The 23221-nt window shown below is 44.9% G+C and carries 26 protein-coding genes; 15 read left to right on the top strand and 11 right to left on the bottom strand.

The features are described from left to right. The first annotated feature begins 231 nt into the window (after positions 1-231). Positions 232-783 carry a gamma carbonic anhydrase family protein gene (locus BS333_RS00430; protein ID WP_021709745.1) on the top strand — a complete coding sequence of 184 codons (552 nt, stop codon included), beginning with the start codon at positions 232-234 and terminating at the stop codon, positions 781-783. A 5-nt stretch (positions 784-788) separates the two neighbouring features. Here the strand turns inward: BS333_RS00430 and BS333_RS00425 are convergent, their stop codons facing one another. From BS333_RS00425 to tsaC, 4 genes are all read right to left on the bottom strand, one after another. Continuing rightward, positions 789-1052 (bottom strand): DUF1488 family protein, encoded by a 264-nt coding sequence (locus tag BS333_RS00425; RefSeq protein WP_021709744.1) that lies wholly within the window; start codon positions 1050-1052, stop codon positions 789-791. A gap of 3 nt (positions 1053-1055) precedes the next feature. Next, entirely contained in the window at positions 1056-1889 is an 834-nt protein-coding gene (gene aroE, locus BS333_RS00420) for a shikimate dehydrogenase (RefSeq protein ID WP_021709743.1), read from the bottom strand. A 122-nt stretch (positions 1890-2011) separates the two neighbouring features. Then, positions 2012-2926, bottom strand: a complete 915-nt coding sequence (hemF, locus tag BS333_RS00415; protein WP_021709742.1) for an oxygen-dependent coproporphyrinogen oxidase — start codon at positions 2924-2926, stop codon at positions 2012-2014. 29 nt (positions 2927-2955) lie between these two features. After that, entirely contained in the window at positions 2956-3513 is a 558-nt protein-coding gene (tsaC, locus tag BS333_RS00410; protein ID WP_021709741.1) for an L-threonylcarbamoyladenylate synthase type 1 TsaC, read from the bottom strand. 197 nt (positions 3514-3710) lie between these two features. Between tsaC and purE the strand changes: the two genes are divergently transcribed. Next, entirely contained in the window at positions 3711-4196 is a 486-nt protein-coding gene (purE, locus tag BS333_RS00405; protein WP_021709740.1) for a 5-(carboxyamino)imidazole ribonucleotide mutase, read from the top strand. A 5-nt stretch (positions 4197-4201) separates the two neighbouring features. Further along, the gene (locus BS333_RS00400) at positions 4202-5335 is read left to right on the top strand and encodes a 5-(carboxyamino)imidazole ribonucleotide synthase (protein ID WP_021709739.1); all 1134 of its coding nucleotides are present in this window, start codon (positions 4202-4204) and stop codon (positions 5333-5335) included. Between the two features lie 61 nt (positions 5336-5396). Here BS333_RS00400 and BS333_RS00395 read toward each other — a convergent pair whose 3' ends face one another. The 4 genes from BS333_RS00395 to BS333_RS00380 are packed head-to-tail and all read right to left on the bottom strand — an operon-like array spanning position 5397 to position 8688. Then, positions 5397-5966 carry a DNA topoisomerase family protein gene (locus BS333_RS00395; protein WP_021709738.1) on the bottom strand — a complete coding sequence of 190 codons (570 nt, stop codon included), beginning with the start codon at positions 5964-5966 and terminating at the stop codon, positions 5397-5399. A gap of 52 nt (positions 5967-6018) precedes the next feature. Continuing rightward, on the bottom strand, positions 6019-6498 hold the full coding sequence (locus BS333_RS00390; RefSeq protein ID WP_021709737.1) for a DUF494 family protein: 480 nt from the start codon (positions 6496-6498) through the stop codon (positions 6019-6021). Between the two features lie 2 nt (positions 6499-6500). Continuing rightward, a complete protein-coding gene (gene dprA / locus BS333_RS00385) occupies positions 6501-7610 on the bottom strand; it encodes a DNA-processing protein DprA (protein WP_021709736.1) in 1110 nt (369 codons plus the stop codon). Next, on the bottom strand, positions 7600-8688 hold the full coding sequence (locus BS333_RS00380) for a LysM peptidoglycan-binding domain-containing protein (RefSeq protein ID WP_021709735.1): 1089 nt from the start codon (positions 8686-8688) through the stop codon (positions 7600-7602). Before BS333_RS00380 ends, dprA begins: the two co-directional genes overlap by 11 nt. 139 nt (positions 8689-8827) lie before the next feature. Between BS333_RS00380 and def the strand changes: the two genes are divergently transcribed. From def to BS333_RS00350, 6 genes are all read left to right on the top strand, one after another. After that, on the top strand, positions 8828-9346 hold the full coding sequence (gene def / locus BS333_RS00375; protein ID WP_021709734.1) for a peptide deformylase: 519 nt from the start codon (positions 8828-8830) through the stop codon (positions 9344-9346). A 34-nt stretch (positions 9347-9380) separates the two neighbouring features. After that, positions 9381-10328: a methionyl-tRNA formyltransferase gene (gene fmt, locus BS333_RS00370; protein WP_021709733.1), complete on the top strand. Its 948-nt coding sequence runs from the start codon at positions 9381-9383 to the stop codon at positions 10326-10328. A gap of 78 nt (positions 10329-10406) precedes the next feature. Beyond that, positions 10407-11693 (top strand): 16S rRNA (cytosine(967)-C(5))-methyltransferase RsmB, encoded by a 1287-nt coding sequence (gene rsmB / locus BS333_RS00365; RefSeq protein WP_021709732.1) that lies wholly within the window; start codon positions 10407-10409, stop codon positions 11691-11693. A gap of 61 nt (positions 11694-11754) precedes the next feature. Continuing rightward, positions 11755-13131, top strand: a complete 1377-nt coding sequence (trkA, locus tag BS333_RS00360) for a Trk system potassium transporter TrkA (protein WP_021709731.1) — start codon at positions 11755-11757, stop codon at positions 13129-13131. 9 nt (positions 13132-13140) lie between these two features. Continuing rightward, positions 13141-14586, top strand: coding sequence for a TrkH family potassium uptake protein (locus BS333_RS00355; protein WP_021709730.1), 1446 nt, complete (start codon positions 13141-13143; stop codon positions 14584-14586). Between the two features lie 20 nt (positions 14587-14606). Beyond that, entirely contained in the window at positions 14607-15182 is a 576-nt protein-coding gene (locus BS333_RS00350) for a DUF3157 family protein (RefSeq protein ID WP_021709729.1), read from the top strand. Between the two features lie 71 nt (positions 15183-15253). Here the strand turns inward: BS333_RS00350 and trhA are convergent, their stop codons facing one another. After that, positions 15254-15919, bottom strand: a complete 666-nt coding sequence (trhA, locus tag BS333_RS00345; protein WP_021709728.1) for a PAQR family membrane homeostasis protein TrhA — start codon at positions 15917-15919, stop codon at positions 15254-15256. Between the two features lie 70 nt (positions 15920-15989). Continuing rightward, entirely contained in the window at positions 15990-16796 is an 807-nt protein-coding gene (locus tag BS333_RS00340; protein WP_021709727.1) for a sporulation protein, read from the bottom strand. A 296-nt stretch (positions 16797-17092) separates the two neighbouring features. On the opposite strand from BS333_RS00340, the gene BS333_RS22140 reads away from it, so the two are divergent. From BS333_RS22140 to BS333_RS00320, 5 genes are all read left to right on the top strand, one after another. Continuing rightward, positions 17093-17260 carry a hypothetical protein gene (locus BS333_RS22140; RefSeq protein ID WP_021709725.1) on the top strand — a complete coding sequence of 56 codons (168 nt, stop codon included), beginning with the start codon at positions 17093-17095 and terminating at the stop codon, positions 17258-17260. Positions 17261-17401: 141 nt separating this feature from the next. Continuing rightward, positions 17402-17665 (top strand): YihD family protein, encoded by a 264-nt coding sequence (locus BS333_RS00335; RefSeq protein ID WP_021709724.1) that lies wholly within the window; start codon positions 17402-17404, stop codon positions 17663-17665. Positions 17666-17973: 308 nt separating this feature from the next. Further along, positions 17974-19392, top strand: coding sequence for a cytochrome c oxidase accessory protein CcoG (gene ccoG / locus BS333_RS00330; RefSeq protein WP_021709723.1), 1419 nt, complete (start codon positions 17974-17976; stop codon positions 19390-19392). 48 nt (positions 19393-19440) lie between these two features. Next, positions 19441-20427: a serine/threonine protein kinase gene (locus BS333_RS00325; RefSeq protein ID WP_021709722.1), complete on the top strand. Its 987-nt coding sequence runs from the start codon at positions 19441-19443 to the stop codon at positions 20425-20427. Between the two features lie 34 nt (positions 20428-20461). Then, complete coding sequence (locus BS333_RS00320; protein WP_021709721.1) at positions 20462-21061, top strand: thiol:disulfide interchange protein DsbA/DsbL; 600 nt, start codon at positions 20462-20464, stop codon at positions 21059-21061. A 114-nt stretch (positions 21062-21175) separates the two neighbouring features. Here BS333_RS00320 and BS333_RS00315 read toward each other — a convergent pair whose 3' ends face one another. Continuing rightward, on the bottom strand, positions 21176-22081 hold the full coding sequence (locus BS333_RS00315; protein ID WP_021709720.1) for an acyltransferase: 906 nt from the start codon (positions 22079-22081) through the stop codon (positions 21176-21178). A gap of 157 nt (positions 22082-22238) precedes the next feature. Here BS333_RS00315 and BS333_RS00310 point away from each other — a divergent pair, with 157 nt between their 5' ends. Then, positions 22239-23195, top strand: a complete 957-nt coding sequence (locus BS333_RS00310; RefSeq protein ID WP_021709719.1) for a DUF2860 domain-containing protein — start codon at positions 22239-22241, stop codon at positions 23193-23195. Positions 23196-23221 lie beyond the last annotated feature (26 nt).

The raw sequence follows: 23221 nt of genomic DNA, 5'->3' as shown, positions 1-23221 counted from the left end.
CCGCTTGGCTAATTGGCTTACTAACTACCTACTTGCCTTTGAAACTTAAGCTTCGGAGCGTTGCCGTGTCAGTGAGGTGGCATTATAGAGATTGCGATCACATTGGCAAGCCCTTTTTTATGCTTTTTTTGTTTTTTTTACCATTTGGATACTTTTTACTCTAAAGTGCTCATTTTCAGCACTCTTCTAAGCAATATTTGTTTCTAACTAGGCTTTATCATAGGAAAAAGAATGAGCAACGTACGTAGTTATAAGGGAATTCGTCCAAATTTAGGTAAGCGCGTCTATATTGATACCACTTCCGTACTCGTCGGAGACATTCATATTGGCCAGGATTCAAGTATTTGGCCTTTCGTTGCTGCCCGCGGTGATGTTAATCATATTCATATCGGTCAACGGACTAACATTCAAGACGGTACAGTTTTACACGTCTCACATAAGAATATGGAAAATCCGCTAGGCTATCCGCTTATTATTGGTAATGACGTTACGATCGGTCATAAAGTAATGTTACATGGCTGTGTTATTCATGACAGGGTACTTGTGGGAATGGGGGCAATTATTTTAGATGGAGCAACGATTCAATCTGATGTCATGATCGCTGCAGGCAGTTTAGTACCACCGGGAAAAACTTTAGAGAGTGGGTATCTTTATGTTGGCCGTCCTATCAAACAAGCACGGCCACTTACAGACAAAGAAATCGCTTTCTTGCAAAAATCCGCGGATAACTACGTAAAGAACAAAGATGACTACCTAAACGAAGTTGAAGTTATTAACGATTAGCAGCATTAGTTAATAACAACACAGCCTTCTTCATTGAAGGCTTCATCCTCTATTAGTTGTTCTGCTATCTCTTCAACCTCAAAACGGTACTCTACAAACACGTCCATGATGGCTTGTTCTGTTTCCATTGAAAGGCCGCTGAGCTGTTCTAACTTCTTTTTAGTTATATAGCAGTCAATTAATGCTCCTGATTGTTGCGCTGTAAATTTAACTGACTGCGAGGCTGTGTGCCATGACTGAATATCCGTAAATAAAATCGCTTGATTCATCAGTTATTGACCTTCTAAGTTCTTTCTTAATTCATTCAAAACCTGTTTAGAACCAGGTCGTAATCCGCGCCATAACATAAAGCTTTCTGCGGCCTGTTCAACAAGCATCCCTAAACCATCCAATGTGTTCATCACACCGTTTTGCTTTGCCCATTGATTGAAAATCGTATTTCCTTGGCCATACATCATATCGTAGCTAACGGTGTTGGCTGAAAAGATAGCCGAAGAGATATCCGGAAGTTCACCATGTAATGAAGCAGAGGTGGAGTTGATCACTACATCATAGACTTGATTAATTGTTTCCAGGCTTTTTGCACTAACAGGCCCATATAAAGAAAAAGATTGTTCTAATTGCTGAGCTTTAGACAAGGTACGATTGGTCACTGTGATGAATTCTGGTTGCTGGTCGAGTAATGGCTTAAGTGCCCCTCGCGCTGCCCCACCAGCACCAATAATAAGAATACGCGCTCCCTTTAGCTCAACATTATGCTGTAGTAGATCCTGAACTAAACCCGCACCATCGGTATTGTCGCCAATAATCTCTCCATCATCGAGCTTTTTGAGGGTATTAACCGCACCAGCTAATCGCGCACGTTCAGTAAGACGGTCCGCAAATTGATACGCCTCTTGCTTGAAAGGTACGGTAACATTGCACCCTTTGCCGCCTTGAGCAAAAAAGTCAGTCATTGCTTTGGAAAAACCATCTATTGCAGCGCACTGTGCAGAATAACTCAACGCTTGGTTAGTTTGACGCGCGAACAAGGTATGGATAAAGGGAGATTTACTGTGTCCGATGGGATTACCAAACACGGCATAGTGATCGATCGGCTGAGTCATTTGTTTACCTTATTTAGATAACTGCGAATATAAAGTGAGGGTCACCTGATTAAAGATGACCCTATCACTATAACTTCGCAAGCTCAAGCCGCCCAAAAGCAAGGTTTTATGTGTTTGAGATGTTACCAATCTCGAGGCTTAAGGTAATCGCTCAGCTTGGCCTCAGGAGAGTCCTCCTGTGGTTCATATCGGTACTCCCAGCGTGCTAATGGTGGCATAGACATAAGTATCGACTCGGTTCGGCCGCCACTTTGTAGACCAAATAGGGTGCCACGATCATAGACGAGATTAAATTCTACATAGCGCCCACGACGATATAGCTGAAATTCACGTTCACGTTCACCGTAAGCCATATTCTTACGACGAGAGACAATTGGAAGATACGCTTGGCAGAAACCTTCACCGACTGCTTTTATGTAGTCGAAGCTTTTTTCGAATCCCCACTGATTGAGGTCATCGAAGAATAAGCCGCCCACTCCGCGAGTTTCATCTCGATGTGGTAAGAAGAAATATTGATCGCACCATGCCTTATGCTCTGCGTATACCTCGTCACCAAAAGGCGCGCAAAGTTGTTTTGCCGTCTGATGCCAGCTCTGGCAATCTTCGTCAAATGGGTAAAATGGCGTTAAGTCAAAACCGCCACCAAACCACCAGATCGGCGCTTCCCCCTCTTTCTCAGCAATAAAGAAACGCACATTAGCGTGTGAAGTTGGAATATATGGGTTTTTAGGGTGAATGACTAACGAGACTCCCATCGCTTCAAAACGGCGCCCGGCCAACTCGGGGCGGTGAGCCGTCGCAGAAGCTGGCATCTCTTTACCTTCGACATGTGAAAAGTTAACACCACCTTGTTCAAAGACCTGACCATCACGCAGCACACGCGTTCGACCTCCGCCATCGAGACGTTCGCCTTTATCACGCTGCCAAGCGTCTTCTACAAAAACGGCTTTGCTATCAGCTTGTTCTAATTGCTGACAGATTGAGTCTTGTAAAGACAGCAAAAACTGCTTTACGGCGTATTTATCAATTGAAGACATACTGAATTACCCACTAGTTAAAGCCAAATCTAACCTTGTCTTAGGACTTGCCCAGTTTTTGCATCACGAATCTCACTGGGTTTATCACGGCCACTGGTTTTTCCATCCAAGATAGCGACTAACTGCTGACCTAATTGCACTTCTACCTCCGCCGTTGTCATACAAGGAGGTTGGCCAGTTAAGTTTGCACTGGTCGAAGTAATCGGCTTACCGAAGGCTTGACACAGGTCCTGAACCAAAGGGTGATCGGTGACTCGCACCGCAATGGAATCAAATTGTCCTGAGACCCAACTGGATACCTTGCTGCTGGCAGGCATCACCCAAGTATAAGGGCCTGGCCAAGTCGCATGCACACGTTCAAGTTGCTGCTGGGTTAATTGAGACTCATCAATATAAGGTTGAAGCTGAGCATAACTTGCAGCAATCAGAATTAAGCCTTTTTCAACGGGGCGCTGTTTAAGAGTTAATAGCTTTTGAATCGCTTCAGGATTATCAGGGTCACAACCCACACCAAATACACCTTCCGTTGGGTAAGCTAATACATCACCATTTTTGAGTGCTTCAAGTGCTAATTCAAAGTTATTCACTGATCACATCCTGAGTTTTATTAATCGGGTGGAAGGGTAAGTGTACAAAAATTCATTCTCAGAGACTAAAGCAATTTTTTACAAAACCTCTATATCTTACATAAAACCCCACGCAAACGTTTGCCTAAGAAAAAAATCCTCGTATAATACGCGCAAAATTATCAGCTCACCTAATTTGCAGCTTGAAGGAGTTTAAGATGAAAGTCGGTATCATCATGGGATCTAAGTCCGATTGGCCAACAATGAGATTAGCCGCAGAAATGCTAGAGCAATTTGGCATCCCTTACGAGACAAAAGTGGTCTCTGCACATCGCACTCCCCAACTGCTTGCAGACTATGCGACCAGCGCCAAAGAACGTGGCATTAAGGTCATCATTGCCGGGGCAGGAGGCGCTGCTCATTTACCCGGTATGGCAGCGGCTTTTACCAGCGTTCCTGTCTTAGGCGTTCCTGTTCAATCCCGCGCGCTAAAAGGCATGGATTCTTTACTCTCAATTGTCCAAATGCCAAAGGGAATTGCAGTCGGCACGCTCGCGATTGGCGAAGCTGGTGCAGCAAATGCTGGAATTCTTGCCGCACAGATTCTTGGTACTCATGATGAGTCGATCATGCAGAAAGTTGAAGCCTTCCGCAGCGAACAAACAGAAACTGTGCTCGCTAACCCTAACCCAGCTGAGGATTGATCATTATGCATGTACTGGTTCTTGGTGCTGGACAGTTAGCACGTATGATGTCTCTTGCAGCAGCGCCATTGAATATCCAGATCTCAGCTTATGATGTGGTGAGTGGCAATATTGTTCATCCATTAACTCAACATGTACTCGGCCATGGCTTAGAGAATGCGATTGAACAAGTCGATGTCATCACTGCCGAATTCGAACATATTCCCCATGATGTACTCGAAGTGTGTCAAACAAGTGGCAAATTTCTACCAAGTGCTCAAGCCATTAAAGCAGGTGGTGATCGGCGTCTTGAAAAAACCTTACTTGATGATGCTGGCGTGCGAAACGCTCAATACTACGTGATTGATACTCGTGAAGACTTTAACTGTGCCATTGAACAAATTGGTCTACCCATGGTGCTAAAAAGCGCTTTAGGCGGTTATGATGGCAAAGGACAATGGCGCTTAAAAGACACGACGCAAATCGATACCGTTTGGCAAGAGATGGCAGCATGTATCGCAATGACGCCTTCTCAAGCGATCGTTGCTGAAGAATTTGTGCCGTTTGAGCGTGAAGTCTCGCTAGTGGGCGCTCGAGATAAAAGTGGCAATGTTGAGGTTTATCCCTTAGCGGAAAATGTTCACACCAACGGGGTTTTAAGTCTTTCAACCGCCATTGATGCCCCTGAGCTACAACAGCAAGCCAAGCAAATGTTTACTGCCATCGCCAACCATTTAAATTATGTTGGCGTCCTTGCCATAGAGTTCTTTGAGGTCAATAGCACGCTATTGGTTAATGAAATTGCACCGCGTGTGCATAACTCAGGTCATTGGACCCAACAAGGTGCTGAGACATGCCAGTTTGAAAACCATATCCGCGCAGTATGTGGCCTACCACTTGGGAGTACAAAATTGATCAGAGAGACTTCAATGATCAATATTCTGGGCGAGGATACCTTGCCAATTGAACTGCTTGCAATGAATGGCTGCCATATTCATTGGTACGGAAAAGACAGGCGTGCAGGCCGCAAGATGGGGCACATCAATGTTTGTGGTGATTACACAGGTGAACTGAATCGCAAATTATGCACCTTAGCTGACCTGCTTGACGAACGCACTTTTCCCGCTGTCCATCAGTTTGCTCAGCAATGGAAAATATAACCCAGCATCCATTTGCTACGCACTAAAAAGGTCGCCATCTGCGACCTTTTACAATTGAGCCTTACTGGGCCTGAATATGGTGGCACTTACGGTTAGCGCATTGTTGTTTTACTCCGCTCGCTGACTTCTTCTCGACCAATAATGTAAAACCACATACCTCACACTGCCCTGCTATCGGTGGTAAATTCACAGCAAACTTGCACTTTGGATAGTTGTCACAAGCATAAAAAGTTTTACCAAACCGTGTCTTGCGTTCCACTAAATGCCCTTTAGTACATTCTGGGCAACCGTGTTGCTCTTTAGGCTGCTGTTCTGGTTCAACTTGATTAATCGATTCAATATGATGACAAACAGGATAGTTGCTACAACCGACAAACATGCCATAGCGACCTTGCCGAAGTACCAATTCACTACCACAGTCAGAACAAGGCACGCCAAGTTCTTTTACTATGTGACCATCATTACCATGTAATGGCTTAATGTAATCACAACTTGGGTATTGGCTGCAGCCCAAAAACGGGCCTCGCTTGCCATGTTTGAGCGCTAACACGCCACCACATTGAGGGCAAACATTTGTGTCAAGAGCCGGCTCACGCACTGAAAAAAGCGTTGGATCGATTTTACTACTCATCACTACCACTGATTCTGATATAGTCGAATGACTTTAAAAGGCTGAGTACATATTAATGCAAAATACCCTGCTCTTTGGTGTAAAGTAGCTCTTCCATCAACGTATATGCATTTTCATTACCCGGCACATTAAACAGCACCATTAAAATGATCCATTTAAGGTCTTCGAGCTCAAACTCGTTGGTTTCTAACCCCATTACACGATCCACCACCATTTCTCGCGTCTCAGTCGTTAGAACATTTATTTGCTCTAAAAACAGCAGAAAGCCACGACATTCAAGATTTAAACGCATCATTTCTGTCGAAGTATAAACACGTGTCGATGACGCTGCGATGCAAGCGGAAATTGCGGAATGTTTATCACTTTGCTGTAAGGCTGCAAGCTCTTCCAACCAAACTAGGGCTTTATAGATGTCTTTTTGGTGAAAGCCTGCACGAAGTAGTTCGTCCTCTAATTCGTCTTGTTCAACCTGTAACTCTGCATCGCTATGGATGTAGGTTTCGAACAGATACATAAGTATATCCATCATCATAGCTAGCCCCTCCTCTTTCGAATATAGCCACCTGAAACTGCAACAACATGCCCTGAAAGCTCAAGCTCCAGGAGCTGCATCATGACCTCTTGCACAGGTATATTGGTCCTGCTTGAAAGAATATCAACTGGTGTAGCCTCATTTCCTACGTTAGCTAACAGTTCAGGAAATGGCAATTCTTCTTGATCAATTGATGCAGAAAATAAATCCTGACTCTGGTTAACAGACCAATTAAGTAAAGACTGGAGCTCACTCAGTACATGTTGAGTATTTTGTACGAGACAGGCACCGTTTCGAATCAATTGATTGCCTCCACTCGCGTTTGGAGCATTAATCGATGCTGGCAAAGCAAACACTTCACGACTCTGCTCTAGGGCATAACGCGCGGTGATCAAAGAGCCACTCTTTTCCGCCGCTTCCACAACTAATACACCGAGAGACAAACCGCTGATAATGCGATTACGGCGAGGAAAGTGTTCCGCACGAGGTTTGGCGCTAGGCCGAAATTCTGACACTAAGGCACCGCTTGCGGTAATTCGCTCTGCAAGGCCTCGGTGACGAGCAGGGTAAATATGCTCTAAGCCCGACCCTAGCACTGCGATTGTTTTTCCACCCGCTTGCAATGCACCATCATGTGCATGCCCATCGATACCTAATGCGAGACCACTGGTAACAACCAAAGCTTGCTGCGCAAAGTCAGCGGCAAAATAACGAGCATGTTGAACACCATCCACACTGGCATTTCGGCTGCCAACCATAGCGATTTGCGGTAAAGACAAACTGGCGACCTCTCCTTTAACAAACAATAAAGGCGGAGGCGCAACTGTCTGCTTTAAAAGAGGCGGATAAAACGGGTCAGATAAAGTAACAATATGATGCAATTCGGACGAGAAGCACCAATCTAAGCAGGCCTCAACTTCTTTATCTACAGTGGGCCAAGCTTGTAATTGTTTTGAAGACAGGCCTAAATGACGTAACTGCTCCTGTGAGTATTGAACAATATTCACAGGTGTATCTTTACTCAGTAACTTACTTAACGTGACGCCGCCGATACCCGGTAGGCAACTGAGTTTTAACCAGGCAGCAAGTTCGCGCTCATTTTCAAGACTCATGTATGCTCAGCCTCTTGTTCAGAGGGGATACAACAAAGGCCCCAGTTATGATTGGTTTGGTACTGCGTGCAATGATGGCAAGACTAAAATGACGGTAAGAACGGATCACAACCAACTCCCCTACCGATATCGGTGGCAAAGTAACCTTTTCAGCTGATTTTTCTGACGGTTTATCAAAGCTCGTGCCTAGGCTAAAACCTCGCACAGCTGCCTCTCTTAGCTCTAATACATTGCCTTGGTGTAATTCATCCAAAGTGCCCTTATTGAGCACGACAATGTTATCTGCGGCGCTCAGAGCAGTTCCTGTCATATTACCTAACACTTGCGCAGAGAGTCCCTTTGGAGCCGGAGAAAAAGGGAATGTAAGCACGGAAGGTGTTAGCTCTGACTCAACAAGAGGCAAAGCAACATCATCTAAAGTCACTTCTTGTCTTTGTGACGTCAGCGTTAATCCAGAAAATTCATGACCGCTTTCGATTAACTTTGCTTTAGCAATCAAGCGTACTGCCGTGACCTTATCCTTGGTTTTATCTCGGCTATAAACGGCAATCGGGCGGTATATCCCCCATTTTGCTTGCGTATGTTGGCCGCTGATATACAACGTATTTTGGCGAGTTGAGTATTGATGTCCGTGACGGTTACCGAGGACTTTTGCCGCTTGAAGTAATCGCTTATTCTCTAACAGACGATTTGAGGACCAATAAGACTGTATCGCACTCTCCCGGACACTGGATAACGCTTCCTTATTTTTCAATCGCATTTTTGGCGTGAGTTTTTTGGTTGGCTTGAGGCTCAATGTGGGTTGACCATCCACCCACTGTAATAAAAGAGTATCGCCAGGGTAGATCCAGTGAGGATTATCTACAGCGGGATTCAAACGCCACAACTCAGGCCATAGCCAAGGACTATCTAAATAAAATTGGGCGATATCCCATAACGTGTCACCCTTTACCACTGTGTAGATTTGCGGGGCACTTTCTTTTACTGTTAGTGTATTAACTTGTGCATGTGCTCTGGAATGAGCCCCGCCCCATAACACTAAAAAAAGGCAGCACATACGACAAAAAATCAGATTCATGACCTTATTCCTTGGTCTGTCCACTAATAACCAAAATGGAAATTGGTCTCAGGATGCTGTCATTTAGGTCATAAAATGTCTAGAATTGACCCAACAAGGTTTGTGCTGTTACGGCACAGTTCAATTTTTTCGAGTGAATATGTCTGTATTACAAGTATTAACATTCCCAGATGATCGCCTGCGTACGGTAGCAAAGCCCGTCGATGCGGTGACTCCTGAAATTCAAAAGATTGTCGATGACATGATTGAAACCATGTACGACGAAGAAGGCATCGGCTTGGCAGCGACCCAAGTTGATATCCATAAACGTATCGTTGTGATTGATATTTCAGACACACGTGATGAGCCAATGGTGCTGATTAACCCTGAAATCATAGAGAAGCGCGGGGAAGATGGCATTGAAGAAGGTTGTCTGTCAGTACCAGGGGCACGTGCGCTTGTGTCTCGTGCCGCTGAAGTAACGGTAAAAGCTTTAGATCGTGATGGCAAAGAATACACTTTCGACGCTGACGATCTGCTCGCTATCTGTGTTCAACACGAACTTGATCACCTAATGGGTAAACTGTTTGTCGATTACCTATCGCCATTAAAGCGTAAGCGAATTCAAGATAAGCTAGCAAAAATAAAACGTTTCAACGAGAAGCAGCAAAACGCCTAATCTCGTCGAACTCTACATAAAAAGGAAGTCTACCTTGAGCCAATCATTACGAATTGTCTTTGCAGGTACTCCGGATTTCGCCGCCCGTCATTTGGCGGCGTTGTTGTCTTCGGAGCATGAAGTCATCGCGGTTTACACCCAACCCGATCGCCCTGCAGGTCGTGGTAAAAAACTTACTGCCAGCCCAGTGAAAACCATCGCACTTGAACACGACATTCCCGTGTATCAACCGCAAAATTTTAAGTCTGATGAAGCAAAGCAAGAGCTTGCTGATCTCAATGCAGACATCATGGTAGTGGTGGCATACGGATTACTTTTACCTCAGATCGTCCTTGACACACCAAAGTTGGGTTGTATTAACGTCCATGGTTCCATCTTACCTCGCTGGCGCGGCGCAGCACCTATTCAGCGCTCAATTTGGGCCGGTGATGAGGAAACTGGGGTTACCATCATGCAGATGGACATTGGTTTAGATACTGGCGACATGCTAAGTATTGCCACTTTGCCGATCGAAGCAACCGACACCAGCGCAATAATGTACGAGAAGTTAGCTCAGCTTGGCCCTAACGCCTTGATCGAGTGTTTATCAGATATCGCTGCAGGTAAAGCAAAACCCGTTAAACAAGATGATGCACTCGCTAACTACGCTCAAAAGCTAAGCAAAGAGGAAGCTCGTATCAACTGGAGTGACGACGCTGAACACATAGAACGCTGCGTGCGTGCTTTCAACCCGTGGCCAATGAGCCACTTTATGGCAGCAGATAACAGCATCAAAGTTTGGCAGAGCCGTGTTGTTGACCAAAGCAGTGACCAACCCGCTGGAACCATACTGCAAGCAGATAAAACCGGTATTTATGTCGCAACAGGCAATGGCACTTTAGTACTAGAACAGCTGCAAGTTCCCGGTAAAAAAGCCATGCCAGTACAAGATATTCTTAATTCTCGCTCAGCTTGGTTTGAAATTGGAACTCAGTTGACTTAACTATTATTAAGAGTATAACCCAAGTTATTCGAACTTTTAGAGGGCAGAGATGCCCTCCTTTACTTTAAGGTACCTATCATGAATGTTCGCGCTGAGGCTGCTAACGTCCTGTATCTTGTGGTTGATAAAGGCCACTCTCTGTCAAGCGCTCTACCTGCGGCGCAACAAAAAATACGTTCCCGAGACCACGCCCTGCTGCAAGAAATGTGCTATGGCGCGCTGCGCTTTCTTCCTCGTCTGGAAACCATTGCGAACCAACTGATGGATAAGCCCTTAAAAGGCAAGCAGCGAGTTTTTCATCATTTAATTTTGATTGGTATTTACCAACTCAGCTTTATGCGTATTCCTGCCCATGCAGCAGTCGGTGAAACAGTAGAAGGTACCAAAGATCTCAAAGGCCCTCGTTTACGCGGCTTGATCAACGCAGTTTTGCGTAATTACCAACGTAATCAAGCAGAACTCGACCAAATGGCCGTCAGCCACAATGCAGGCAAATATGGTCACCCTAGCTGGCTGCTCAAACTACTTCAACAAGCTTATCCTGAACAATGGGAAAAGATTGTTGATGCTAACAATCAAAAAGCACCGATGTGGCTGCGCGTCAATCATCAACATCACAGTCGTGACGCCTACCAAGCGCTGCTCAAAAATGAAAACATTGATAGCACAGTACACCCACAAGCTATGGACGCCCTAAAATTAGCTTCACCCTGTGATGTCATGAAACTGCCCGGTTTTGACCAAGGGTGGGTATCTGTTCAAGACGCGGCCGCCCAACTATCGATGAATTACCTCACACCAAAAGACGGCGAGCTGATCTTAGACTGCTGCGCGGCACCTGGGGGGAAAACGGCTCATATTTTAGAACGAACGTCAGGCTCCAAAGTCGTGGCTATCGACTGTGATGAAACTCGCTTGCAGCGGGTACATGATAATCTTCAACGCCTTAATCTTCAGGCGAAAGTTATCTGCGGGGATGCACGCCACCCTCAAGATTGGTGGCAAGGTGCACAGTTCGATCGTATTTTGCTGGATGCACCATGTTCTGCGACAGGCGTCATTCGTCGTCACCCTGACATCAAGTGGCTACGTCGTGCTGAGGATATTACCGCCTTGGCCGAGCTACAAAGTGAGATTTTTGATGCGATGTGGGCACAACTTAAGCCTGGTGGCACCATGGTGTATGCGACATGCTCAATCACACCTCAAGAAAATGTCGAGCAAGTTAAAGCCTTTTTGGACCGTACCACAGATGCACAATTGGTGGACTCAGACCCACTGCAACCGGGGCGACAAATTCTGCCTGGTGAAGACGATATGGACGGTTTTTACTATGCCGTTCTAACCAAAAAACACGCAGAGTAAATAAGCGATATAGGGTGATAAGCAGCCAAGCTATCACCCAATGAATGAACGAGTAAAGCGTATGAAAATCATTATTCTTGGGGCTGGTCAAGTTGGTGGCACATTGGCAGAAAACTTAGTCGGTGAAAATAACGACATCACCATTGTCGACAAATGCAGCGACCGACTGCGTGAGTTACAGGATAAATATGACCTGCGCGTTGTTAACGGCCATGCCAGCCACCCCGACGTTCTCCATGAAGCAGGTGCTCAAGATGCCGATATGCTGGTCGCCGTCACCAATACTGATGAAACCAACATGGCAGCTTGTCAGGTTGCCTTCACGCTGTTCAACACCCCCAATCGTGTCGCTCGTATTCGTTCGCCTGAATATCTCGCTGAAAAAGAAGCGCTGTTCAAATCAGGTGCCATCCCTGTCGACCACCTGATTGCGCCTGAAGAGCTTGTCACCAGCTATATTGAACGCCTAATTCAATATCCAGGTGCACTACAAGTGGTCAGTTTTGCAGAGCAAAAAGTCAGCCTTGTGGCTGTTAAAGCTTATTATGGTGGACCACTCGTTGGTAACGCTCTGTCTGCCCTACGCGAACACATGCCACACATTGATACCCGTGTGGCCGCCATTTTTCGTCAGGGCCGTCCAATTCGCCCACAGGGCACGACAATTATTGAAGCCGATGATGAAGTGTTCTTTGTCGCAGCCAGTAATCACATTCGCTCAGTCATGAGTGAACTACAACGACTGGAAAAACCCTACCGTAGAATCATGATCGTCGGCGGTGGTAATATCGGTGCCAGCTTAGCCAAACGCTTAGAACAAACATACAGCGTTAAGCTGATCGAACGTAACTATCAACGTGCCGAGCAACTTTCCGAAGAACTCAGCAATACGATTGTCTTTTGTGGTGATGCTGCCGATCAAGAGCTACTCAGTGAAGAGAACATCGATCAAGTTGATGTTTTCATCGCGCTGACCAACGAAGACGAAACCAACATCATGTCAGCCATGCTAGCCAAAAGAATGGGCGCCAAAAAAGTCATGGTACTCATTCAGCGCAGTGCTTATGTGGATTTAGTCCAAGGAGGAGCGATTGATGTGGCGATCTCCCCACAGCAGGCAACCATCTCCGCGCTATTAACCCACGTTCGTCGTGCTGATATCGTTAATGTCTCTTCCTTACGTCGCGGGGCGGCTGAAGCCATTGAAGCGATAGCCCACGGTGATGAATCAAACTCTAAAGTTGTTGGACGTGCCATTGCCGATATCAAACTGCCGCCAGGTACCACTATTGGAGCCATTGTTCGCGGTGAAGAAGTACTGATTGCTCATGACCGTACGATAATCGAGCAAGACGATCATGTGGTGATGTTCTTAGTCGATAAAAAGTACGTACCCGATGTCGAAGCGCTGTTCCAGCCAAGCCCATTTTTTCTTTAGGACTTCGCTATGGTTAACTTACGTCCCGTACTGTTTGTTATTGGGCTTGTTTTATCCAAACTGGCCCTTTTTATGTACGTGCCGACCTTGGTGGCGTTTTTTTCTGGCACAGACGGTTTTTTGGAGTTTGCCCAAGCCATCGTGATCACCCATATTGCGGCTTTTATTTGTTTAACCATTGGCCGAACCGCCAAGTTCAAACTGGGTGTTCGAGATATGTTCTTGATCACCAGCTTCGTCTGGACAATCGCCAGTGTTTTTGCTGCCCTGCCGTTTGTTTTCATTAACCATATCAGCTTTACTGACGCCTACTTCGAAACCATGTCCGGCATCACTACCACAGGGTCAACCGTACTCAGTGGGCTAGATAATATGGCGCCGAGCATCTTATTATGGCGTTCCATCTTACAGTGGCTTGGAGGTATCGGGTTCATTGTGATGGCGGTGGCTATTTTGCCAATGCTCAACGTCGGTGGGATGCGGTTATTCCAAACTGAATCGTCTGATTGGTCCGATAAAAGCAGTCCAAGAGCTAAGACCGTCGCGAAAAACATCGTTCTGGTTTATCTGATGTTGACAGGCCTTTGCATTGGAGGGTTCTTACTGACAGGCATGACCTTGTTTGAAGCCATCAACCACGCTTTTACCACGCTTTCAACCGGCGGTTATTCAACCTCAGATGCTTCAATGAACCATTTTTCTCATGGTTCTCACTGGGTAGCGACTCTGTTTATGTTTCTTGGTGGTTTGCCTTTTCTACTGTTTATCGCTGCACTTCGCAAACGCAGTATTAAAATATTGTTCACCGATGCTCAAGTGCGCGGTTTTACCTATTTATTCTTGTTTCTTAGCGCGATTATCTCGGCTTGGTTAGTATTACGCGATGGTTATGACGTCATGGATGCCTTGCGCGTCTCGATGTTCAACATCGTCTCTGTTGTCACCACAACCGGATTTGGATTAGAAGATTTTACCGCTTGGGGTGCGTTACCGACGACGCTGTTCGCATTCTTAATGATGACAGGCGCTTGTTCTGGTTCAACATCTGGCGGGATCAAAATCTTCCGTTTCCAGATAGCTAAAACCTTGCTAAACAAACAGATAATGAAGCTTATCCATCCGTCTGGAGTCTTTGTACAACGCTACAACCATCGTCCTGTTAATGATGATATCGTGCGCTCTGTGGTTGCGTTTGGATTGATGTTTTTCATTACCATCATTTTTATTGCTGGATGCTTAAGTTCGCTCGGCTTAGATCCCTTTACCAGTATTTCAGGCGCCATTACCGCGGTTGCCAATGTTGGGCCAGGCATGGGCAGCGTAATCGGTCCAACCGGAAATTTCGCCCCACTACCTGATGCAGCAAAATGGTTACTGAGCTTTGGCATGTTACTGGGGCGTTTGGAGATTTTGACCATCCTTGTCCTATTTTTTCCTGCATTTTGGCGCCGCTAACTCACTTCAAGGGGAACAAAATGAAACCATGGCTGACTCTTGCCGCACTCAGTATCACACCACTCGCGAATGCCAGCGAAATTGTGACACTTCAAGATGGGCGTCAGATAACACTCCATAATGATTTTACTTGGCAATATGTCGATACATCGAAACCACAACCAGCCACCGATTCTTCTACAAATCAAGTCGATATTGAGCACATCCCTGTCATCACTAAGCCTGCTACTGCCAACATGACCAGCGGCGTAGTGACACTGAACAGCGATAAATCAACCATGCAATTGTCCGATTCAGGGCTAGAGATACTGATAGGCAAAGCAAGTTACGCTGAAGGGCAATTACACCTCCCCACGTCGTTAACGAACCAAGGCCATCAAGCGGTGATTTTAGCCACCATTGAGGTGGTCATTATGGATATGTCAGGCCATCAATTACAGCAACAGCAAGTCGATATTTGGCAATCGATAAAGCGCCTTCCGGAGACCTACTTACGACCAAAACAGGCCCAACAAGGGAAAACGATCGTGCTTAATGTCCCTGAAGCGCAGCAATATCAGCTGTCTGCTCAAATCGTTAATATCACCACTCGATAAAATCAACAACATACCCAAGTGCTTTCAAGGTGCTTGGGTATAGATTTACGCCAGTCGAACTTATTCCGAGCTTAAACTACGCTCTGGACAGGCTCGACAAAGTAGTAGATAGCAAAGAAATGGCACATACAGCCAGCTAGTACAAAGCCGTGCCAAATTGCATGATTAAAAGGTATTCGCTCGGCGACATAGAAAATCACCCCTATGGAATAGACTAGCCCTCCTAAAGCAAGCAATATCACACCTTGGCTATCCATATGCAGGACAAGTTGGTAAATCACTACCAAAGATAACCACCCCATAATCAGATAGGTCGCAAGAGAGAGCTTTTCAAATCGATAAACGAACGCGACTTTCATAATGATGCCAATCAAGGCAATAATCCAGATCGTGGTCATAAGCCCAATGGCTAAAGGGGTGCGCAGACTGACCAAAAGAAACGGCGTATAACTGCCAGCTATCAACAAATAAATGGCACAATGATCAAAGGTTTTTAACCAACGTTTCGCTTTAGGAGAAGCGATACCGTGGTACAACGTCGATGCTAAAAACAGCACGATCATGCTGGAGCCATAGATGGCCATACTGGTGATGGTCAATGTGTCTGCTTGATGAGCGATTGCTTTATTGAGCAATAAGACTAAGCCGACAATACCGAAGATGATACCAAAGCCATGGGTGAGAGTGTTCGCCAACTCTTCACCCCAACTGTATTGCTCTTGCTGTTTTTTAGACATGGGGCGCCTGTACTAATAGTTTAGATATTTTCCTAGTATGGCACACTTAGCTTACACGTGTAAGCCCAAACTACGCTTCTTGATACACCATCGTTTGTGCTAAGTAATCCAACACTAAGCATCCAGCTTGTTCGGGCTTAGTACCGATAGGAATATTCAATTGGCGTTTGAGCTTACCACCACCGAGCAAACTGGCTAGCATCCCTCGATGACCATTGCGTGCTCTATCCACCTCGAACCACAAACCAAGCGCCGTTTCATCACGATGTGCAACAAACTCTAATTCTCGCCACATACCATGATATGGCCCGTCGACTGGCACCATTTCAAATTCTTGAACAAATGGTAACGCAAAACCTTTTACCTCTTCGCATTCCACCTGACGAATCCTAAGTCCTTGAGATTCCAGCGCAGACAATATCGCATCCATCACAGGATCAGGGCGAACGGTCAGGATATCTTTATCTGTGGGATCGAGCGCCATTGAAATATCCAGTCCAGTCTCTAACCAAACTTTAGCATCACCAATGGTGATGGGTGTATTCCAAGGCACCTCTAAAGTAATATCAAACACACGGTCTTCACCAGGGTGAATGGTAAAACCATAAGGCAATGTCCATTGTGCCAAAACATGAGTTTGAGCAATGCGGCGTGAACGTTGGGTATGGCGGGCACCACGATCATCTGGCGCTTCCGCGATATAACGACAACACAACTTGAGCTCGATGTTATCAATCGGCTGTTGTGTTGCTCCGCCATAGACATGAATCGACACATCGATAGTCTGTCCAGGGTACAGCACATCTTGATGCAAGATAGAATCGACTTTGGCACTTCCAATCCCAAAACTTGCCAGTGTTTTTTTCAAAAATGACATAGGCACCTCCCTTGTCGAAATCTCATACTACTACTGCTGATAGTTGGATCAAAACAAATTTTCTCTCTCATTTATTACAAAATGCACAATATCATTACAAATCAACTGCTCAACTATCGACCAATAATAAGAAGGGTGATAATCTATCTACGATATGCATGCATATCATAATTCCTGATTCATTATTTGGATTGGCGTGAGCCAGAAAGAGCCAACCTTCAAGCTGTTGAAGTCAAACTCATAGTGAAGCAGGCCATTCGATTGGCAATGGATATGCCTGACCGTTAGGTAAAAAGATGCGCCCAACATCCGTCAGGTTCGCACATACAAACCGAAGTGCAACACGCCGCCGCAGTGGTTTCACCGCAGCAGCAAAAGCAAAACAAGTTGCGCCAACCATCACTTTAGTTGAGAAAAACGCCTTGGTGCAAAACCTCTCTAATAAAGTGACCCAAGCGGCTTAGTTTGAAAGCGCGGTTCACCCCGCGCTTTTCTTTTACATATCATCCTCTGTTTTCATTTTACTCTCCTACACTTTCTATTTTGGCATTGCGCTGCAATTTGATACCTTACACAAAACACCTATAGAATTTGTGGAGAAAGAGATGAAGTGTCATCGTATTGAAGAGTTACTTGAATTACTCGGACCAGAGTGGAATAAAGATCAGGATATGTCCCTCATCCAATTCATCGTTAAGCTGGCTGATGAAGCTGGTTATCAAGGTAAGTTAGAAGACTTGACCGATGATGTTCTGATCTACCACCTAAAAATGCGCAACAGCGATAAATCAGCAATGATTCCAGGATTAAAAAAGGATCATGAAGAGGATTTTAAAACCGCACTATTACGCGCACGCGGTATTCTTTAATGTATTGAGTGGAGCAAGGCGCTCAGCAGTAAGCCTATTCTACCCCTACCAAACCCACCAGCTCAGTCTATAACCTTTGTGAAAAGAACAGAGTTTTATTAATAGACTGACTGGTTCTCTCACAGAAAAGTCCCGCCAGTTTTCTCCAAATCTTGAGTTCCTCCAACAAACGTCGGGGAAATTGTCGATATAATCGATGGTTAATAGATGCGCACCAAAGGCACTATTCAATAATAAAGACTTCGTCCTCAAAAAAACCAAAGCATGCCATCAGAAGCACGGTCAAACGACACCATCAAGGAAGCACCATGAAGCAGGATAAAATTGATATTAAGGATGTCACTGTTAATAAATGTGATCCCAAAAGTACCACTGAGCAAGATCGATTTAACCCAAGCAATCGCATCTATGTTCGCGAGAGTAAGGGAGTTTACCAAACCCTAAGGCGCTATTTCGGCTGGTTATTGCTGCTTCTCTTTATGCTGCTACCTTGGTTATCCTACGGTGATCGACAAGCGATTTTACTCGATTTAAGCCACCAGCAATTTCACTTTTTCGCTCTCACTCTCTATCCACAAGATCTGACCTTATTAGCCCTGCTCTTTGTTATCGGTGCATTCGGACTGTTTTTTATTACCACCTTTTTAGGCCGAGTTTGGTGTGGTTACTTGTGCCCACAAACGGTCTGGACGTTTATGTACATTTGGTTTGAAGAAAAATTAGAGGGTCACGCTAATAAACGCCGTAAGCAAGATGCGAGTCCATTAACATCAAACTTAATTTTACGCAAAACCCTAAAACATTTAGCTTGGCTGAGCATCGCACTTGCCACAGGCTTAACTTTTGTCGGTTACTTTATTCCCATTAAACCTCTTGTTACCCAGTTCTTTACTTTTAACAGCGCAGCTTGGCCGACCTTTTGGGTGATATTTTTTACCTTTTGTACCTACGGCAATGCCGGCTGGATGCGTTCCATTATGTGTGTCCACATGTGCCCTTATGCTCGCTTTCAGTCAGCGATGTTTGATGATGACACCTTTGTTGTCGGCTACGATGCAAAACGAGGAGAACAACGAGGAGCGCGTCCACGTAAAGTTGAGCCTTCATCACTCAATCTTGGTGATTGCATTGACTGTAATTTATGTGTGCAAGTCTGCCCCACCGGTATTGATATCCGAGATGGCCTACAATACGAATGCATCAACTGCGGCGCTTGTATTGATGCCTGTGACCACACAATGGAACGTATGGGCTATCAAAAGGGTCTCATCAGTTACACGACCGAACACCGCCTAAGCGGCCAAAAAACTCACGTGATAAGACCAAAGTTACTCGGCTATGGCGCTGCCCTATTGGTCATGATTGGCTTATTCATCACTCAACTGGCCAGTGTTGATCCTGCTGGGTTAAGCGTACTGCGTGATCGTAACCAACTATTTAGAATCAACAGTGTTGGAGAAGTCGAAAATACCTATACCTTGAAGATCATCAACAAAACTCAGCAGCCACAAACTTACCAGTTAGATGTCTCTGGATTAGACGACGTGCATTGGTACGGAAAACACAGTGTCGATGTCCAGCCAGGAGAAATGTTGAATTTACCGATTAGCCTTGGCATTAAACCCAACACTCTTGACTCTGCAATTACTACTATTCAGTTTATACTCACTGACAGCAACCATGAATTTACAACACAAGTTGAAAGCCGCTTTATTAAAAAGCTCTAATTTATCCTTTTAATGGAAAAAGGTTCAGCAATGAGCCTTTTTATTTATATGTCTCAAGGCACGTTTAATTTTGACGCCCTCACTCCAGATTTTATGTGGTATGCCCTCGAAAGCATCGGCATTCGTGCCGAATCTGGTTTTCTCGCGCTTAACAGCTATGAGAATAGAGTTTACCAGTTTACTGATGAAGAAAAGCGACGCTTCGTGGTGAAGTTTTACCGTCCAGAGCGTTGGAGTCATGAGCAAATTCAAGAAGAACACGATTTTACTCTGGAACTGATCGATAACGAGATTCCTGTCGCACCACCTGTACGCATGAACGGCCAAACGTTACATCATTACCAAGGCTATAATTTTGCGTTGTTTAATAGTGTCGGTGGTCGCCAATTTGAAGTTGATAATCTTGATCAACTTGAAGGTGTCGGTCGATTTTTAGGCCGCATACACAAGGTAGGCAGTCAAAATACCTTCCAACATCGCCCCAGTATCGGCTTGCAAGAATACCTCTACCAGCCCAAAGCTATCTTACAAAATGCCAATATGATCCCAGTCCACCTAGAAAATAGTTTCTTTAATGATTTAGATCTGCTGATTCAAGCCATCGAGGCACATTGGCAAGAGGACGTTAACCCAATCCGCTTACATGGAGATTGCCATCCTGGAAATATTTTATGGCGTGATGGCCCAATGTTCGTCGATTTAGATGACGCGCGTAATGGCCCGGCCGTACAAGACTTATGGATGTTACTCAACGGCGACCGCCAAGACAAATTAACCCAGTTAGATATTTTATTAGAAGGCTACCAAGAATTTAGTGACTTTAATTCGGCACAATTGAAACTAATTGAGCCTTTACGTGGTCTACGAATGGTGCACTATATGGCATGGTTAGCAAAACGTTGGCATGACCCTGCATTTCCGCTCGCTTTTCCATGGTTTAATGAGCCAAAATACTGGGAAGGCCAAGTCCTTGCCTTTAAAGAGCAAATTGCTAATTTAGAGGAAACACCACTATCTTTAATGCCGCAATGGTAAGTCCGGCTGAACAAATCAAAATGGAGAGATTTAAATGAAAAAGCTGTTCGCACTGTTTTCTATGTTAGTACTGAGCCTATCTGTACAAGCTGCCCCTTACAAAGAAGGAGAGCACTACAAAATCTTAGATCTGGAACCATCCAGTAAACCGATGGTAGCAGAATTTTTCTCTTTTTACTGCCCACACTGTAATTCGTTTGAACCTATCATCAAACAACTGAAACAACAGCTTCCTGATGGTGTTGAACTGCAAAAAAATCATGTTTCCTTTATGGGTGGCAGCATGGGCCAGCCGATGAGCAAAGCTTTCGCAACCATGGTGGCACTACAAATAGAAGATAAAATGGTTCCGGTCATGTTTAACCGCATTCATCAAATGCGCAAACCACCACGCAATGAAGAAGAACTGCGCCAAATCTTCCTAGATGAAGGTATCGCAGATAATAAATTTGATGCGGCTTACAAAGGTTTTGCGATTGACTCCATGGTACGTCGCATGGATAAGAAATTTGAAAACAGCGGCTTAACTGGTGTTCCAGCAATCATTGTTAACAACAAATACCAGGTTACAGCAAGTAAATTATCAGTTGAAGAATACATTGCCTTAGTGAACTACCTACTGACATTAAAGTAACGTTTGATTGAGTAATAAGAGGGGGAGAGCTAAGTGCTCTCCCCTTTTTTATTCAAAATCAGCACCGCTTGGCTTGATCCTTTCACGAATATTCAAATACTTAAGAAATCTGGATTATTTAGCTTGGTCGGCTTTAGTCTCTGACGAGTGAATGGCTTTTAAACGCTGATCTTTTTCTTGCCAAACCCCACTCAGCCAATGCTGAAACTGACGCTTAAAAGGTTTGTCATTGAAATAATCACCCGTGACTTGCTCATTCAGTGGGCGTACATTAACCCTGACGACAATCTTTTTCATCCGACCAAATAACACATCTCTAAATGGCTTGTCAGAGCTGCCTGGGTACGCCAAGGTGACATCAATGATGCTTTCAAACTGCTCCCCCATTGCCCCCAAGGTATATGCAATCCCACCAGACTTTGGCTTAAGTAGATATTGGTAACCTGAACGCGTTTTTCGCTGTTTTTCTGCGGTGAATCGCGTTCCTTCAACGTAATTAACCACCGTTGTTGGAGTATGCTTAAACTTAGCACATGAACGCCGAGTTGTAGCTAGGTCTTGACCTCGTTTTTCTGGATGACGGATTAGGTACTCGCGAGAGTAGCGGCGCATAAAAGGCATATCTAATGCCCAGCAGGCCATCCCCATAAAAGGCACATATAATAATTGTTGTTTGAGAAAAAATTTTGGCATGGGTATACGATCTTTAAACACACAGCACAAGACAACAATATCCATCCAACTAAGGTGATTACTGATCAATAAGTACCAACCGTCTTTTCTGAGATCGTCACCGCCTTGAATATCCCATTCAACGCGATTGAACAGAGCCAGAATGAGTGCATTGTTCGTGGCCCACAACCACATCAACTTGTTAGCAACTTTCGTTCCTTGAGCCTTGAGAGCCTGAGTTGGCAAAAACCACTTAAATACGGCAGCAATACAAATAGCCATAGAACAAACTGTTGTATTGAGAATTATTAAAGAAGCATTAAAAATAAATAACAAATATGTCAACATAATACCTAATCATCAGACCGTTGATATGCGCGATAATGAAACAGTGTGTAATTATACGAATCTATTACCATTTGGGAATCTCTGTCAGATTGGTCTGCTCTGTTAAGGTTCATTCATCCATACATTAATTCCAGCGATCATCATAAGGAAATCATCAATGAAGCTAACCATCATCGCCTTATCTACCGCGTTTTGCATTGGATCTGTTCAGGCCCAATTGGCAAAAGAGGCAGGCATCAGTGGTAATATTTCGGCCAACGCTGGCTTTACATCCTCTCAATCTCACTTTAATACCAAAAGTAGCAATACCATCCACTCTTATAATGAGGATGCCGATCGCCACAGCTCGTTTATCGCAGCACCACTCGGCATGCTGGCCTACACCTATGGTGACCAACTCAATCGCCAGTTCTATATGGGTACCACTCGCTCAGATATTGCCATCGGCACACTGGCTTTCCAACTTGGCTACCAATACCAACTCTCAGATGGTCCTATTTTGGACTTGTCCTACTTACCGACCATTCTCAAAGGTGAAACTTGGCAAGATCCTTACCTACTAAACCAAGCAAGAAGTACCACTGACGAAGGTGGTAACGCTTTCCGTTTCCAAATTAAAAACCTGTTAAATAACAACCTTAATCTCGATTTGGCCTACGCAGTGAAGGATGTTGAGAATGATCAAGTAACAGATACCTCGCTGGCCCGAGACGCAGACATTTACCACTTTAAGGCGGATTATCGCATTCCACTGAGCCGCACTTCTATGCTTAAACCTGCTTTTACCTATGTTAAGCAAAACGCAGATGGCAAAGCAGAATCTTTTGATTCTTACAAACTCGATCTAAGCTGGTTTGCCTTTATTAAACGCCACAAATTGGCGCTTACCGCAGGCTATAAAATAAAGGACTATGACGCTGCCAGTCAGATCTTTGGTAAAGCTCGCAACGATAAGGCATGGAGCCTGTTTGCCGCCTATGAGTATAGTAATGTTTTTCAATGGCAAAATTGGTCGTTCGTGTCCTTAGCTGGCTACAGCGATACCCACTCTAACCTTTCCTTCTATGCAGAAAAGCAACTGGTCGTCTCTGCTGGCTTAAACTACAATTTTTAGCCATTCCTTCGCAGTAGGCAGCAGGC

The organism is Vibrio azureus (assembly GCF_002849855.1).
Taxonomy (GTDB): Bacteria; Pseudomonadota; Gammaproteobacteria; order Enterobacterales; family Vibrionaceae; genus Vibrio; species Vibrio azureus.
The sequence above is the reverse complement of the archived record's forward strand: the minus strand, read 5'-3'. Positions and strand labels throughout refer to the sequence as shown.

What these genes read in the sequence shown, in the direction of transcription:
- BS333_RS00320 (WP_021709721.1), top strand. Translation starts at nt 20,462, where the DNA reads ATGAAAAAGCTGTTCGCACTGTTTTCTATGTTAGTACTGAGCCTATCT.
- ccoG (WP_021709723.1), top strand. Translation starts at nt 17,974, where the DNA reads ATGAAGCAGGATAAAATTGATATTAAGGATGTCACTGTTAATAAATGT.
- BS333_RS00340 (WP_021709727.1), bottom strand. Translation starts at nt 16,796, where the DNA reads ATGTCATTTTTGAAAAAAACACTGGCAAGTTTTGGGATTGGAAGTGCC.
- BS333_RS00350 (WP_021709729.1), top strand. Translation starts at nt 14,607, where the DNA reads ATGAAACCATGGCTGACTCTTGCCGCACTCAGTATCACACCACTCGCG.
- BS333_RS22140 (WP_021709725.1), top strand. Translation starts at nt 17,093, where the DNA reads ATGCGCCCAACATCCGTCAGGTTCGCACATACAAACCGAAGTGCAACA.
- rsmB (WP_021709732.1), top strand. Translation starts at nt 10,407, where the DNA reads ATGAATGTTCGCGCTGAGGCTGCTAACGTCCTGTATCTTGTGGTTGAT.
- hemF (WP_021709742.1), bottom strand. Translation starts at nt 2,926, where the DNA reads ATGTCTTCAATTGATAAATACGCCGTAAAGCAGTTTTTGCTGTCTTTA.
- BS333_RS00355 (WP_021709730.1), top strand. Translation starts at nt 13,141, where the DNA reads ATGGTTAACTTACGTCCCGTACTGTTTGTTATTGGGCTTGTTTTATCC.
- def (WP_021709734.1), top strand. Translation starts at nt 8,828, where the DNA reads ATGTCTGTATTACAAGTATTAACATTCCCAGATGATCGCCTGCGTACG.
- BS333_RS00325 (WP_021709722.1), top strand. Translation starts at nt 19,441, where the DNA reads ATGTCTCAAGGCACGTTTAATTTTGACGCCCTCACTCCAGATTTTATG.
- BS333_RS00315 (WP_021709720.1), bottom strand. Translation starts at nt 22,081, where the DNA reads ATGTTGACATATTTGTTATTTATTTTTAATGCTTCTTTAATAATTCTC.
- BS333_RS00335 (WP_021709724.1), top strand. Translation starts at nt 17,402, where the DNA reads ATGAAGTGTCATCGTATTGAAGAGTTACTTGAATTACTCGGACCAGAG.
- trkA (WP_021709731.1), top strand. Translation starts at nt 11,755, where the DNA reads ATGAAAATCATTATTCTTGGGGCTGGTCAAGTTGGTGGCACATTGGCA.
- trhA (WP_021709728.1), bottom strand. Translation starts at nt 15,919, where the DNA reads ATGTCTAAAAAACAGCAAGAGCAATACAGTTGGGGTGAAGAGTTGGCG.
- BS333_RS00380 (WP_021709735.1), bottom strand. Translation starts at nt 8,688, where the DNA reads ATGAATCTGATTTTTTGTCGTATGTGCTGCCTTTTTTTAGTGTTATGG.
- BS333_RS00310 (WP_021709719.1), top strand. Translation starts at nt 22,239, where the DNA reads ATGAAGCTAACCATCATCGCCTTATCTACCGCGTTTTGCATTGGATCT.
- aroE (WP_021709743.1), bottom strand. Translation starts at nt 1,889, where the DNA reads ATGACTCAGCCGATCGATCACTATGCCGTGTTTGGTAATCCCATCGGA.
- BS333_RS00390 (WP_021709737.1), bottom strand. Translation starts at nt 6,498, where the DNA reads ATGATGATGGATATACTTATGTATCTGTTCGAAACCTACATCCATAGC.
- BS333_RS00425 (WP_021709744.1), bottom strand. Translation starts at nt 1,052, where the DNA reads ATGAATCAAGCGATTTTATTTACGGATATTCAGTCATGGCACACAGCC.
- BS333_RS00430 (WP_021709745.1), top strand. Translation starts at nt 232, where the DNA reads ATGAGCAACGTACGTAGTTATAAGGGAATTCGTCCAAATTTAGGTAAG.
- purE (WP_021709740.1), top strand. Translation starts at nt 3,711, where the DNA reads ATGAAAGTCGGTATCATCATGGGATCTAAGTCCGATTGGCCAACAATG.
- dprA (WP_021709736.1), bottom strand. Translation starts at nt 7,610, where the DNA reads ATGAGTCTTGAAAATGAGCGCGAACTTGCTGCCTGGTTAAAACTCAGT.
- BS333_RS00400 (WP_021709739.1), top strand. Translation starts at nt 4,202, where the DNA reads ATGCATGTACTGGTTCTTGGTGCTGGACAGTTAGCACGTATGATGTCT.
- BS333_RS00395 (WP_021709738.1), bottom strand. Translation starts at nt 5,966, where the DNA reads ATGAGTAGTAAAATCGATCCAACGCTTTTTTCAGTGCGTGAGCCGGCT.